This window comes from Acinetobacter sp. RUH 2624 (assembly GCF_000162375.2).
GTDB lineage: Bacteria > Pseudomonadota > Gammaproteobacteria > Pseudomonadales > Moraxellaceae > Acinetobacter > Acinetobacter nosocomialis.
Genome location: NZ_KI391940.1, coordinates 253,781 through 267,538, shown reverse-complemented (window position 1 = coordinate 267,538; position 13,758 = coordinate 253,781). Strand labels below are relative to the sequence as shown.

General features: G+C 41.1%; 10 protein-coding genes and 2 tRNA genes. 5 read left to right on the top strand and 7 right to left on the bottom strand.

Annotation, left to right across the window (positions count from 1 at the left end):
* Nucleotides 1-12 precede the first annotated feature (12 nt).
* Both abeM and HMPREF0014_RS23300 read right to left on the bottom strand, forming a co-directional pair.
* A complete protein-coding gene (abeM, locus tag HMPREF0014_RS23305) occupies nt 13-1,359 on the bottom strand; it encodes a multidrug efflux MATE transporter AbeM (protein ID WP_004710751.1) in 1,347 nt (448 codons plus the stop codon).
* Between the two features lie 32 nt (nt 1,360-1,391).
* Nucleotides 1,392-1,853: a DMT family transporter gene (locus HMPREF0014_RS23300; RefSeq protein WP_006580492.1), complete on the bottom strand. Its 462-nt coding sequence runs from the start codon at nt 1,851-1,853 to the stop codon at nt 1,392-1,394.
* 117 nt (nt 1,854-1,970) lie between these two features.
* Here HMPREF0014_RS23300 and hemW point away from each other — a divergent pair, with 117 nt between their 5' ends.
* Nucleotides 1,971-3,125 carry a radical SAM family heme chaperone HemW gene (gene hemW, locus HMPREF0014_RS23295; protein ID WP_006580491.1) on the top strand — a complete coding sequence of 385 codons (1,155 nt, stop codon included), beginning with the start codon at nt 1,971-1,973 and terminating at the stop codon, nt 3,123-3,125.
* Nucleotides 3,126-3,176: 51 nt separating this feature from the next.
* Here the strand turns inward: hemW and HMPREF0014_RS23290 are convergent, their stop codons facing one another.
* Nucleotides 3,177-3,932 carry an SDR family oxidoreductase gene (locus HMPREF0014_RS23290; protein WP_002053353.1) on the bottom strand — a complete coding sequence of 252 codons (756 nt, stop codon included), beginning with the start codon at nt 3,930-3,932 and terminating at the stop codon, nt 3,177-3,179.
* 112 nt (nt 3,933-4,044) lie between these two features.
* On the opposite strand from HMPREF0014_RS23290, the gene HMPREF0014_RS23285 reads away from it, so the two are divergent.
* Complete coding sequence (locus HMPREF0014_RS23285) at nt 4,045-4,941, top strand: LysR family transcriptional regulator (protein ID WP_006580490.1); 897 nt, start codon at nt 4,045-4,047, stop codon at nt 4,939-4,941.
* Between the two features lie 65 nt (nt 4,942-5,006).
* On the opposite strand, the gene HMPREF0014_RS23280 is transcribed toward HMPREF0014_RS23285, so the two are convergent.
* The 4 genes from HMPREF0014_RS23280 to HMPREF0014_RS23265 form a co-directional block, all read right to left on the bottom strand.
* A tRNA-Lys gene (locus HMPREF0014_RS23280) sits at nt 5,007-5,082 on the bottom strand.
* Between the two features lie 22 nt (nt 5,083-5,104).
* A tRNA-Lys gene (locus HMPREF0014_RS23275) sits at nt 5,105-5,180 on the bottom strand.
* A gap of 120 nt (nt 5,181-5,300) precedes the next feature.
* On the bottom strand, nt 5,301-7,142 hold the full coding sequence (locus tag HMPREF0014_RS23270) for a long-chain-acyl-CoA synthetase (protein ID WP_004710745.1): 1,842 nt from the start codon (nt 7,140-7,142) through the stop codon (nt 5,301-5,303).
* A 191-nt stretch (nt 7,143-7,333) separates the two neighbouring features.
* Nucleotides 7,334-10,663 carry an Rne/Rng family ribonuclease gene (locus HMPREF0014_RS23265; protein WP_006580488.1) on the bottom strand — a complete coding sequence of 1,110 codons (3,330 nt, stop codon included), beginning with the start codon at nt 10,661-10,663 and terminating at the stop codon, nt 7,334-7,336.
* Between the two features lie 722 nt (nt 10,664-11,385).
* Between HMPREF0014_RS23265 and HMPREF0014_RS23260 the strand changes: the two genes are divergently transcribed.
* From HMPREF0014_RS23260 to HMPREF0014_RS23250, 3 genes are all read left to right on the top strand, one after another.
* Nucleotides 11,386-12,318, top strand: a complete 933-nt coding sequence (locus HMPREF0014_RS23260) for an RluA family pseudouridine synthase (protein ID WP_006580487.1) — start codon at nt 11,386-11,388, stop codon at nt 12,316-12,318.
* Nucleotides 12,315-12,989 (top strand): HAD-IA family hydrolase, encoded by a 675-nt coding sequence (locus tag HMPREF0014_RS23255; RefSeq protein WP_006580486.1) that lies wholly within the window; start codon nt 12,315-12,317, stop codon nt 12,987-12,989. The genes HMPREF0014_RS23260 and HMPREF0014_RS23255 overlap by 4 nt, the downstream gene beginning before the upstream one ends.
* A 70-nt stretch (nt 12,990-13,059) precedes the next feature.
* Nucleotides 13,060-13,752 carry a YafY family protein gene (locus tag HMPREF0014_RS23250; protein WP_020992385.1) on the top strand — a complete coding sequence of 231 codons (693 nt, stop codon included), beginning with the start codon at nt 13,060-13,062 and terminating at the stop codon, nt 13,750-13,752.
* The last annotated feature ends 6 nt before the right edge of the window (nt 13,753-13,758 follow it).

Here is a 13,758-nt window from a genome sequence, read left to right as displayed (position 1 = left end):
TCGGCTTTTTTATTAGGTTTGACTTAGGCGCTTTGTATTTAGGTAAAGCCTTGAGAGCAGTAAAACACAGGCGATACTTAAACCAATAATTAAACCAAGCCATACGCCAGCTACGCCCCAATGGGTATAACGTGCCAAATAAAGCCCGATTGGGAAAGCGATCACCCAATAAGCCATTAGGGTAATCCACATCGGTGCTTGTGTGTCTTGCATGCCTCTTAAACAGCCGGCAGCGCTGACTTGTAGAGCATCCATCAACTGATAGCCCATTGCAAACCAGAGTAAATACATGGCAACAGGTACAACGTCTATATCTTGAGTATAAACCGAGACAATTTGTTCACGGCCTAGAGCAATAAAAGACATAGTCAATAGAGCAAAAAATACTGCTGTGCTTAGACCAATCTTTTGTACTTGGTACATGGAAGCCCAGTTCTTTTCACCATAATATGTCCCCACGCGAATGGTTAAGGCAATTGCAAGTGATAGCGGAATCATAAACAACACAGAAGTAACTGAAATAGCCACTTGATGTGCAGCAATAAACACTTCACCTAATGGGCTAAGGACTAATGCACCTGTACTAAAAATACTCACTTCAAAGAACACTGCTAAACCAATTGGCAAGCCAAGCTTTAAAATTCTTTTAACCCAAGTCAGGTTAATTTTGTCAAATCTACTAAAAATAGAAGTATTTCGATAAGCAGAAGCTTTATAGATATAGCCTGCTAAAGTGATCAGCATGAGCCATTGTAAAATGGAGGTTGCAAAGCCACAGCCTGCACTACCTAACGCTGGAATTGGTCCTAAGCCATGCATAAAAATCATGTTAAGCGGGATTAAAACCACTAAGGCCAATAAGCTAATCGCGGTTACAGGACGTGGGTGGCCTAAAGCTTCTGAATAGCCACGTAGCGCTGCGTACATAGTTACAGCAGGCATACCTAAACCAATAGCATGCAAGAATAAACTTGCTTTAGGTCTTAAGCTTTCTGGAACACCGAATACGTGTAAGAAAAAAGGCATAAGCTGCAAAATGAGCATAGCCATTACACCTAAAATGATGGCAACCCATAATGACTGACGAACAATCACAGGAATTTGTTCTGTATTTCTCGCGCCTTTTGCCTCTGCAACTAACGGCGTAGTGGCAATCATGATTCCACTAAACAGAAGCATAATGGGAACCCATAAACCTACACCTACCGCAATAGCGGCTAAGTCTGCGGCAGATAAATGCCCAGCCATAATGGTATCAATTAACCCGAACCCTGCTTGAGCAAACTGCGTAATTAAAATAGGTAACATTAAATGGAAGAGTTGTTTTAATTCAGCCCGAAACGACGTGACATTCGACACAAAAGGTACTCTTTATAAATATAAAAATGAAACTAGCGCTGCAAGGTGAGTAACACACCAACAAAGATGACCACTCCACCAAGAAACCGTTGCCATGTAACAGGTGTCTTTTCGGTACCTAACCAGCCAAAATGATCAAGTAACATAGAAATGACCAATTGTCCAAAAACGACTAACCCTGTAAAGGTTAAAAAACCAAGCTTAGGTGCAGTATAAATGCTCATGCTAATTGCATAAACCCCAAGGAATCCTCCGGTCCAAAGAAGCCAAGGAATATTAGATATTTCACTTAAAGAGGGTTTTTCAGCACTTTGGAAGAACACCATAATGGCCAAGACAATTGTGCCTATGAAAAATGATAACAATGCCGCTTGTAATGGTGAGTGTAATTGCTCACGAAGCTGAGCATTGATTGCAGTCTGAAAAGCCATGGCAATACCGATTCCCATAGCTAAGGGTAAGATCAGGAAAAGTTGACTAGAGAATTTCATCATTTTTATCAATATTTAAGTATGTTTAAAAACAGTCTAAAGCAATTAAGGTATGTTTTCATAAGCCCATTGATGCAGTCATGTTAAAATAGAAATATTGTGTAAATTGGACCCTGTTCCTTGGCTGTATTAAACCCTGCTTCTGTTCCGTTATCTTTATATATCCACATGCCTTGGTGCGTGCGTAAATGTCCATATTGTGACTTTAACTCGCATGCGGTGCCTGATGGTGCGCTTTCGTCAGAACTCGAGCAAATCTATTTAAAAGCCTTAGTGGCCGACTTTGAAACTCAAGTTGAGATGGCCCAAGGGCGTTCAATTCACAGTGTATTTATTGGTGGGGGAACACCTTCACTTATTTCTGCTAAAGGTTATGCATGGCTGTTTGAGCAGCTTAAGTTATTACTTAAATTTGAAGATAACTGTGAAATTACTTTAGAAGCTAATCCGGGAACACTAGAACATGACCCGTTTGCAGGCTATTTAGAGGCGGGTATTAACCGGTTGTCGATTGGTGTACAGACTTTTAATACAGATCACTTGCAAAAGCTTGGACGTATTCATTCAGCAAACAATGCTATGGATGCAATAGAGCAAGCAAGACAAGCAGGCTTTAAGCGAGTTAATGTCGATTTAATGCATGGGCTGCCTGAACAAACACTCGAACAAGCACTTTATGATTTAAAGATGGCTGTAGAGCATGGTGCTACACATATCAGTTGGTATCAACTTACTATTGAGCCAAATACCGTGTTTTTCCGAACGCAGCCTGTTCTACCTCAAGATGAAGTGTTAGAAGATATTCAAGAGCAAGGCGAAGCATATCTAAAAGCAAATGGCTTTATCAATTATGAAGTGTCAGCTTGGCGTAAAGAGCAGCCTTCAGCTCATAATTTAAATTATTGGGAGTTTGGTGATTATCTTGCAATTGGTGCAGGTGCACATGGCAAAGTAACACAGTCAGATGGCGTCTATCGTTTCCAAAAGACTCGTTTGCCGAAAGACTATTTAGCTAAAGTTCCAGCAGAACATTTGCAAATGAAAAAGATTGAAGCAGATGAACTACCTTTTGAATTTATGATGAATACTTTACGCTTAAATAATGGGGTAAAAGCCGATTTATATAAACAGCGTACAGGCTTAAGTTTAGATGATTTAAATGATGTGCTTACTTCATTACGGGCAAGGAAACTTCTGGTAGAGGACAGCACTCGTTTAGCCTGTACAGAGCAAGGGCATATTTTCTTAAATTCGGTACTCGAAGAGTTTTTATAATTAAATAGTCCTAAAGAAAAAGCCGCACGATGAGATGCGGCTTTTTTAATTTTAGCGGGTAGTATAACCGCCATTTGCGAAAATCGTCTGGCCCGTAATCCACCAACCATCAGTGACTAAAAAGCGAACGAGAGGCTCAATATCTTCAATTTTAGTAAGTCCACCTAAAGCTGAAGCTGATTTATGATAAGCGACTGCTTCAGCAGACTCTTGGCCATAAAAGAATGGTGTGTCCATTGGGCCTGGTGCAACAGCAGTTACAGAAATCTGGCGGTCACCAAATTCTTTCGATGCAGCGCGGGTGTAATGCTCAACAGGTGCTTTTAAACCTTCATAGGTTGAATAGAGTCCAGTATAGGCTGCAAGAAGAGAAGTCACGATTGAACAGATTTTTCCGCCGTTATTTAAATGTCGACCTGCCGATTGAATAAAGAAATAGGCAATTTTTGAGTTGATATCGCTCATGCTATCAAACTCTTGTTCTGTCGTTTCTAAAAATGACTTCTTCAAGACCTTTCCAACTGTATTAATCGCAATATCTATTCCACCAAAATGCTGCTTAGTGTCTAAGAATAGCTTCTCGATGTTATCGATATCTGTTAGATCTGCCTGAATTAGAATTGCATCTGCACCCAAGGCTTTTACGTCTGCGAGTGTTTGCTCGGCATCTGCTTGAGTTTCTGAACTGTTATAGTGAATTGCGAGTTTTGCTCCTTGTTCTGCAAATTTTCGACTAATGAGTCCGCCAAGGTTTTTAGCACCGCCAGTAATCAATACAACTTTATCTTTGAGGCTATGAGTTGTCATGATGATTGTTCCTATGATGACTTGTTTTAATGTATTTTTAGTCTAGATTGGCGGTAATTTTTGATCAATTGTGCTAGTTTGGTTTAACTATTCAGAAAATACGAACAATTAAATGGATCGTTTGCAGCAATTTTTTATTTTTACAGAAGTCGCTAAACGACAAAGCTTTAGTGAGGTTGCACATCGACTCGATTTACCGCGCTCAACAGTAACGAGTGCTATTCAACAGCTTGAGACTCACTATGGCGTACGCTTATTTCATCGAACTACACGTAAAGTCAGTCTTACGCAAGATGGACAGCGAATATTGCCAGAATGCCAAAATCTTTTATTGGACTATGAACAATTAGAACAACTCATTCAGACCCAAAAGCAGCATTACCGAGGCACATTAAAAATTTCGATGCCCAGTCGGATTGTGCATCAAGTAATTATTCCTGAACTGTCAGATTTTTATCATCGCTATCCAGATATACATTTGCAGCTTAATAGTTCTGATGACATGACTGACTTAATTGAAAAAGGAATTGACTGTGTTGTTCGGGTAGGTGAGCTAGATAGCAGTAGTTTAATTGCAAGATTTATTGGCCATTTGGTCATGGTGAATTGTGCAAGTAGAGGCTATTTAGAACAGTACGGTATGCCTGAACAATTAGAAGATCTATCTCAGCACAAACTCATTAACTATGTAGGAGCCGTAGGTGAAAAGCAGGGTGAGTTTGTATATCAAGGAGGAAGCGTGATGATGGATAGTGCTTTAAGTGTAAATAATACGGAAGCTTATAGTGCTGCGGCCTGTGCAGGTTTAGGGATTATTCAAGTTCCTTACTATGATGTTCAAGATAAAATTGAGCAGGGAATCTTGGTTGAGGTCCTGAGTGCTTATAGTGCACCGTCACTTCCACTTAATATTTTGTATCCCAACAGGACTTATATTCCGAAACGATTAGAAGTTTTTATGAATTGGGTGGGAGAGGTTTTAAATCGAAAATGTATCGTCATCTTTTAGTCATAAAAAGAAAATAAGATAACAATAAAAAAAGCCTCTCAAATTGTGAGAGGCTTTTTAGAATTTGGTGGGTCGTCCGCGACTCGAACGCGGGACCAACGGATTAAAAGTCCGCTGCTCTACCAACTGAGCTAACGACCCAAATAGGTTCAAAACAGATAAGTGGTGGGTCGTCCGCGACTCGAACGCGGGACCAACGGATTAAAAGTCCGCTGCTCTACCAACTGAGCTAACGACCCGTATCGTTTTGATGTCGCGTATTTTAGCAAGTTATTCAACTAACACAAGAGGAAATTTAAAAACATTTGCATGATTGCCTATAAAAAGCACGATTTCCTCTTGTTTAGCTAAAAAATGAACTAAAAACGGTATTTATATGCCTGAATGTTGTCAAAAATTTCAGTTGTGATGTCACAGTAACTGCTTGCACCAGGCAATAAAGCGAGTAAACGTTCAGAAGTTTTGCTCGGATTAAACGCATCTTCTTTCAGTTTATTCTTCTGATATTTAAATGTGCCTGTTGTTTCGACCTTTTTTTGTACACGTAAAAATACCGGTACAGCATAAGCAGGCAAACACTTCTTAAACACAGTGACCATTTCGGTTAAATCTGCATCATTTAACTCTTCACCATCTGCCAGCGTAATTGCTGCCATACCAGCACGGCCGTTGGTATTTGGAATTTCTACACCATACACAACAGCTTCAGCAATTTTTTCGTATTCACACACCATGTTTTCCACTTCAGTGGTCGATACGTTTTCACCTTTCCAGCGGAAAGTGTCGCCTAGGCGGTCCACAAACTGAGCATGACGGAAACCGATATCTCGAACTAAATCACCAGTGTTGAAATAAGAGTCACCTTTTTTGAAAACATCTTTCCAGATCACAGACTTGTTCTTTTCAGGGTCGGTGTAGCCATCAAATGGAGAACGGCTAGTAATTTTCCCAATGAGTAGGCCAACTTCACCTGCTTTTACTTTTTGGCACCAGCCGTTTTTATCGCGGATTGGTTCATTTTTTTCTTTGTCGAACTGAACAATGGCATATGGTGTAGGAGAGAAGCCAACTGTATTGTCAAAGTTGAAAATGTTGCTAAATCCAACGTTACCTTCGCTCGATGCATAAAGCTCAAGCACTTCTTTAACACCGAAACGTTGTTTGAACTTGTCCCAGATATTTGGGCGCATGCCGTTACCGATCATTTTTGTGACACGATGGTTACGGTCAAGTTCCGTAACAGGAGCATCCATTAAGTAGCGACAAAGTTCACCGACATAACCAATAGCAGATGCATTAAATTTTTGAACGTCTTTCCAGAAAGCGCTAGTCGAATATTTACGACGAATTGCAAGGGTTGCACTTCCAGCAATTACACCACACCAGCAAACCACCACACCTGTTGCATGGTAAAGTGGTAAGGTCACATACATGACGTCATCTGGTCCTAAGTTTAAGATATGGCCATAAGTACCATACGCTAATGTCCAGCGACTGTGTTTGAAAATAACTGCCTTTGGTAAACCTGTTGTACCAGAGGTGTAAATATAAAACAGGCCATCATTACCAGTCACAGAATGGGTAGTGGATGGGTTAAATTTTGGAAATTGATCAATTTGGTCAGCTAGATTGATATAACCTTGAGGTGCTGTACCCGAATTTTGACGGGTTGCCTGATCTGCGAACCAGTGGAAACGATCTTTAGGAACATTTAAATCCTGACGAATTTCGTCAATAGCAGCACGAACTTCTTCACCCGCAATAACAGCAATTGGCTTTACCAGATTGATGCTATGAGCAAGAACCTTACCGACTTGTGATGTATTCACAAGCGCAATCGTGACTCCAATCTTGGCTAAACCAATAATTGTTGCGATTAGCTCAGAGCGGTTTTCAATCATTACAGCAATGACGTCACCCTTATGCGCTCCCAGCGAAAGGTAGTAATGGGAAATCTGGTTTGCCCATTCATTTAAAGCTTCATAAGAATAACTTTGATCTTCAAATAATAATGCCGCGCCTTTAGGATTTCGCTTAACAGCTTTTTCAAAAGCAATACCCAAACCTGTTGGAGTATGTGATGTTCTTAAATAAGCCTGTCTAAGACCATTTAGGATATGGGGTACTTTGGGAATGAAGCTAGGAAGTCTTGTGGCAACATCACCAAGCGTAATGATATCGGTCTGTGTTGTCTGGCTCATATCAATCCTATTTATTTTTCGATCAATCCAAAAAAGGTTGTGGGGCAAAAAGTCCAATAGTTTTCATGGTTCACCATGCTTTTAAAACTTTTCTTCTAGTGCAATCAACCTAATTGGTTAAAAATAACAAAAAAAACCTAGTCATCGAAATGACTAGGTTTGTTTAAATTAGCTGCAATTGAGCAAATGGCTTACTCAGCTACAGGATTAGCTTTTTTTGGCGGACGGCCACGAGGACGGCGAGGACGACTTGGTTTATCCTTGTCGGCTTTAGCGTCTTCTGTTTCAGCATCAGCTGCCGCTTCAGTCGGAGCCGCTGTTTCTTCAGGAGCTACTTTCGCTTTGCTTGTTGCTTTTGATGGCGCAGGTTCTTTTGCTACAGGAGCTTCAGCTACTGTTTCTGTAGTTTTTTCTTCTACAGGGGCAGCTTCAGGCTGTGCAACTTCAGTTGACTGATTAAGTTCAAGCGGTTGCTGTTCTGGTTCAGCAGTAGCTTGTGTTTCAGCTGGTGCAGTAGCAACAGTTTCTTCTGCTACAGGAGCAGGAGTTACAACTTCTTCTTGAGCAGAATGTTGTTGTTTCACTTGCTCAAATGCTTGCTCCGCAGCTAATTTTGCTAAACGGCGACGTTCACGCGGGTCATTTGCAACACGTGGAGTCGGTGCTTGCGATGGAGTAAGTGGAAGTACGGGTGCTGGTTCTGCTTCTTCAGCCGGTTTATGGCTTGGAAGTTCTGCATCACGAGTTACAGGCTTTTTCTCTTCTGTTTCAGAAGTTACTTCAACCACTAAAGTGCTTGCATACTGTTCTGCAAACTTTTGCAATGCACGATTAAACGTTGGTACTAAACCAAATTGTTCAATCAATACGGTACAGTCTTCGCCATATACATGACGAATTAAGCTACCAATCGTGTGTTGTGCCAAAGTTGGTATTTGCGATGGCGCAATAGATGGCGCAGCAGCTTTGGCTTGTTTAGCCTCACGTTGCTGACGACGACGCATACGTGGGTCATTGCTAGCACGTTGGATTTGTGGCTGAGCAGCTTGTTCAGTTGGCTGAGCTTCATTTTTTGCTTCAGCAACAACGGCTTTCTCTTCTGCAACAGGAGCTGGTGTTGACTCTGGAGCAACTTCAGCAGGAGTAGGCTCAACACGCTCAACTTGGCGTTCAGGTGTAAGCGCCACAATCTCGCTTTGACCTTGATCAACATTAATAATTAAAGCAGTGTTCATGACATCATGCTTAGGTGCATCAATCACATCAACTTTAACTTGTTTTTCATCAACAACAACTGGTGCCGGCGTATTTTGATTTTCATTTAATACGCTTGGATCGCGGTGGCGATTTGGACGGTTCGGACGCTGTTGATTATTGCGATCACGACGTGGAACAACATTTTCAGTTTGTTGTACATCATTATTTTGATGTTGCTGATCTTGCTGTTGTTGACGTTTTTGCTGACGTTTTAACTCACGTTGCTCTTGGCGTGACAACTGAACCACTTCTTCATGCACTTGATGTTGCTGTTCATGAGATTGGTGATGTTGCTCACGTTGCTCTTTATGTTTACGCTTTTTGTTGTTCTGACGTTGTTGCTGAGATTTATCGTCTTTTTCAACATGTTCACGAACTTCTTGTTTCACAGGTGACTGTGAAATATAAGCGTTATTTGTTTGAACTGGCGCAACTTCTGCAACAGCAGGTACGGCTACTTGACCGAACTGACCACGGCTAACAGCACCCGTATTTACCATTTGCTCAATCGCAGCAGCAGCGTTTTGTGCTGAACGAGATTGATCAACAGTTTGCGCTTGTTTTTGAACAAATAAGTTTTCTAACCATGCACAAGGACTTGCTGCTTTTTGAGCTGCAGGTTGCTGTACTACAGGTTGAGTTGTATGGCTTGTCTTTTTCTGAGCAGAACCATTTTTTGAAGCAGGAGCTGTTACATGAGCATGATCTGCTTCTTCTAAATGCCATTCAGAAGACTCATAACCTAACTCTTTCTCACTAGAGCGAGTTGCTTCAGTACGTTCATAGCTAGATGGAGCAAAACCATCTGGGTTATAAGCAATTTCGTAATGTGGAGTTTCTAAGTGCGGGTGAGGTAATACAGTTACACGTACACCAGAAGTTTGCTCTAAATACACCAAACTATGGCGTTTTTCATTAAGCAAGAAGGCTGCAATTTCAACTGGAACTTCAACCTGAACTTCACCATGACGTTCACGAAGAGCAATCTCTTCAACTTTACGCATGATTGAAAGAGAAAGTGAACGTAAGTCACGAACCATGCCTGTACCATGACAGCGAGGGCATACATAACCTGTTGCTTCTTCAAGCGATGGACGTAAGCGTTGACGGCTCATTTCCATTAAGCCAAAACGAGACAACTGACCGAACTGAATACGGGCACGATCGCTTTGGGTTGCTTCACGAAGTTTTGCTTCAACCATACGTTGATTGCGTTCTTTAGTCATATCGATGAAGTCGATCACAACTAAACCGCCAATGTCACGAAGACGAAGTTGACGAGCAATTTCTTCTGCTGCTTCAAGGTTTGTATTCAGTGCGGTTTCTTCAACGTCATGTCCGCGAGTTGATTTCGCAGAGTTAATGTCGATTGAAACTAAAGCTTCAGTCTGGTCAATTACGATTGAACCGCCAGAAGGAAGTTTTACTTCACGTTCGTAAGCAGTTTGAATTTGGCTTTCAATACCAAAATGAGCGAATAATGGCTCGTTTAAAGTATAAGTTTTTAATTTGTCTAATTGACGTGGCATTACTGCTTTAACAAAGTTATATGCTTCGTTATAAGCCTGTTCACTATCAATTAAGATTTCAGCAACGTCATCACGTAAGTAATCACGAATCGCACGTGTTACAACGCCAGCTTCCTGATGAACAAGCATCGGAGAAGGGCCTGAGCTTGCTGTACTTTGAATTTGTGCCCAAAGGTCAAGCAAGTGTTGTAAGTCGAGTTGTAATTCTTCTTGAGTACGGCCAATACCAGCGGTACGTACAATAACGCTCATACCACGAGGTACATTTAAAGACGCTAAAATTTCTTTTAACTCTTCACGCACTGAACCTGAAATTTGACGGCTAATACCACCACCTTTCGGGTTGTTTGGCATAAGAACCAAATAACGGCCTGCAAGAGAAATAAAAGTAGAAAGGGCTGCACCTTTATTACCACGTTCTTCTTTTTCAACCTGAACTAAAAGCTCTGTGCCTTCAGTAATAAGTTCACGAATGTTTGAAGTTTGACGTGGGTCTGCCTGAAAATAGCTGTTCGCAATTTCACGCATAGATAAGAAGCCTTGACGACCTGCGCCGTATTCAACAAAAACAGCTTCTAATGAAGGTTCTACGCGGGTGACATGGCCTTTATAGATATTGGATTTTTTCTGTTCTCGGGTACGATTCTCTAAATCAAAATCGTAAAGACGATTACCAGTGATAAGTGCAACGCGAACTTCTTCGGCATGAGTTGCATTAATCAACATACGTTTCATGGGTGTGACACCTAATAGTGACTCACACAAACAAACCAAACAAACTTAAAGGTTCTGAACGAACATCGAACATGACGGATCATTTCCCAGATCTCAAAATACTTGTGGTCTGAGTCATCTGTTACCGGCTACATTTAGCCTTAGCTTCGATTCTCGTCTGTGATGTAGGCAATACTGCTTCAACCTTTAAATCGGAATTCCCTTTTGCTTCACTGGCGGGTGAGCGGTGCATTGGTTAATGACTTTCACTGTCATTGGGCGCGAAGTGACTTCTTTATTGGAAGTTTGATACGGAATGCTCATCGTATCGGTGCTTTCGGCAGTTCCAATGCATCAACGCTTTAGCCTGAAGGCAACATTAAGGATCGATTTGTCTGATGTGTATCAGTTTACGTTCCATAACCAACTAGAGTTGGTAACATATTTTTTTGAACAAACTGAATTAAACGCAACAGTTTGTCATTTTGCCGATATAATAAGCCTTCGGCGTCGGCATAATTCTTTAGGACCTGTCCGAGCTGGTGATGAAAGCATCATTTTGATTGAGGTTTCAATCAGGGAAATTTCCCTTTAGATGTTCACTTACGGTGGTATCCGTGCGCTGACTATATCAAACCTTGCAGCATCTGCCTATGGGCTAAGCTTAGATTTCTTGTGAAAAAACTAAGCTAATCGGTCATTTATTAATCAAATTTCGTAAAATTTCAGGTTTAAATATTAGTATGAATTCTACACAGCAATGGCAAAGTGTCACTTGGTTTGAGGTGGATGAGCATCAAGCAGGACAACGAATTGATAATTTCCTGTTTTCACGTTTGAAGGGTGTACCAAAGAGTCGAATTTATCGTTTGATTCGTGAAGGTCAGGTTCGCGTGAATAAAAAACGTATTAAAGCCGAGACCAAACTTGCAATTGGCGACCAGATTCGCGTTGCGCCTATTCGCTATGAACAAAAAGATGAAACTGCTGTTCCTGTAAGCGACAGTGTAGCTCAAGGTTTATTAAGCCGTGTGGTTTACGAAGATGAAGGCCTATTAGTTGTAAATAAACCTTCAGGTATTGCCGTACATGGCGGTAGTGGCGTGGCGTATGGTTTGATTGAGGCACTACGCGCGGCAACAGGTAAAAAATATTTAGAACTGATTCATCGTATTGACCGTGACACTTCTGGTCTGGTCATGATTAGTAAAAAGCGTAGCACTTTAAAGTTGCTACAAGATATGTTGCGTGAACACAAAATTCGTAAGACCTATGCCGCTATTGTAAAAGGTCAGGTAAGTCTTGATAAACAACTCATTGATGCTCCTCTATTTCGCTATGAGTTAGCAAATGGCGAGCGTCGCGTACGTGTATCTAAAGAAGGTAAGCCAAGTAAAACCGAATGGGTGGTTGCAGAGCGCTTTAAAAATGCCACACTGGTTCATGCTTCGCCTTTATCAGGTCGTACCCATCAAATTCGTGTACATGGTTTAAGTATTGGACATCCTTTGCTGGGTGACGATAAATATGGTCACAACACTGCTTATGCGGGGCCTGAAGCACGCCGTTTGTGTTTGCATGCCATGCGTTTAGATATTCCGGGTTATCCAACGATTGAAGCACCGTTACCAGAAGACATGATCCAGTTATTAGAGGCTTTGAGAGTAGCAAAATGAGTCTGAAAACCGAATTAGTGATTTTTGACTGGGATGGTACTTTATATAATTCTGTTGGTCAGATTGTGGCAAGTTTACAGCATGCGGCCGAGCAGCATGAGTTAACGCTAACGGATGAAGCCGCAAAAAGTATTATCGGTTTAGGTTTACCGGAAGTGATGCAAACTTTATTTCCGGAAACACCAGAGCTACATGAATCGATTTTAAAAGCATATGGCGATCACTATATTGCCAACTCGACAAATGATGCATGGTTCGAAGGTATTTCTGAGTTACTTCATGACTTAAAAGCTCAAGGTTTAAAACTTGCGGTAGCAACAGGTAAAAACCGCCGTGGATTAGACCGTGTGATTGCAAAAACACAAAGTACTCATCTGTTTGATGTTACTCGAGCAGCCAATGAAACCCGTTCAAAACCAGACCCGCTTATGTTACAAGAAATCTTGAATGTAACAGGGGTAAGCGTCGAGCGCGCCATAATGATTGGTGATAGTAGCTATGATCTTGAGATGGCACAGCGTTTAGGTATGTCACGTATTGGTGTTGGCTATGGTGTGCATTCAATCGAAGTTTTACAACAGTTCCAGCCTTTAACGATTGCTAAAGATGTACCTGAACTGCACAACTTTTTAAGAGAGTATGCAAAGTTATCTAATGCAGATATAGCGTAATTTAGAATGATATAAGAAGGGGGAATTTATTCCCTCTTATTGTATGTCCAATAACAATAAGACGAGAAAAATGAGCCGTTCTATTCGTTTATTAAATCTTTTACAGCAACTTCGTGAATCCCGTTATCCAGTGACTGCACAAGTCTTGGCTGAGTGTATGGGAATTAGTGTTCGTAGTATTTACCGCGATATTGATAGTCTACGTGCCCAAGGTGTGAGAATCGATGCATCAGCGGGTTTAGGATTTCAGCTTAAAGAAGACATAGTATTGCCACCAATGACGCTCAATGAAAATGAAGTTGAAGCTATTTTTCTGGCGTTGTATTGGTTGAAGAGTGTACCCGATCAATCTTTACAATCGGCTTCTACATCAATCTTAGCTAAATTAAATTCTGTGCTGCCTGAACATCGCCAATATTTATTACAGCAAACAACCTTAAGAGCGTTTAACACATGGCTGCCTGTAGATAAAAATCAGGTTGAACAAGTACGTTTAGCCATTCGGCAGCAAGTCAAAATTACGATGCATTATCATGATGAACAACAACGAAGTAGTGTTCGAACCTTGTGGCCTTTTGCCTTGGGATACTTTAATGACAAAATTGTGTTGGCCGCATGGTGTGAATTAAGACAGGACTTTCGACATTTTAGAATGGATCGTATTCAACACTTAAGTTTAACCCAAGAATTATATCCATCATTTAAGCAGCAACTCTTCCAGCAGTGGTGGGCACAAGAATCGCAGACTACTGACAAAAACTGACAAAAG

Excerpts from the sequence above, each read along its gene's own strand:
- HMPREF0014_RS23250 (WP_020992385.1), top strand. The coding sequence starts at position 13,060 with ATGAGCCGTTCTATTCGTTTATTAAATCTTTTACAGCAACTTCGTGAA.
- HMPREF0014_RS23300 (WP_006580492.1), bottom strand. The coding sequence starts at position 1,853 with ATGATGAAATTCTCTAGTCAACTTTTCCTGATCTTACCCTTAGCTATG.
- HMPREF0014_RS23260 (WP_006580487.1), top strand. The coding sequence starts at position 11,386 with ATGAATTCTACACAGCAATGGCAAAGTGTCACTTGGTTTGAGGTGGAT.
- HMPREF0014_RS23255 (WP_006580486.1), top strand. The coding sequence starts at position 12,315 with ATGAGTCTGAAAACCGAATTAGTGATTTTTGACTGGGATGGTACTTTA.
- HMPREF0014_RS23265 (WP_006580488.1), bottom strand. The coding sequence starts at position 10,663 with ATGAAACGTATGTTGATTAATGCAACTCATGCCGAAGAAGTTCGCGTT.
- HMPREF0014_RS23290 (WP_002053353.1), bottom strand. The coding sequence starts at position 3,932 with ATGACAACTCATAGCCTCAAAGATAAAGTTGTATTGATTACTGGCGGT.
- HMPREF0014_RS23270 (WP_004710745.1), bottom strand. The coding sequence starts at position 7,142 with ATGAGCCAGACAACACAGACCGATATCATTACGCTTGGTGATGTTGCC.
- HMPREF0014_RS23285 (WP_006580490.1), top strand. The coding sequence starts at position 4,045 with ATGGATCGTTTGCAGCAATTTTTTATTTTTACAGAAGTCGCTAAACGA.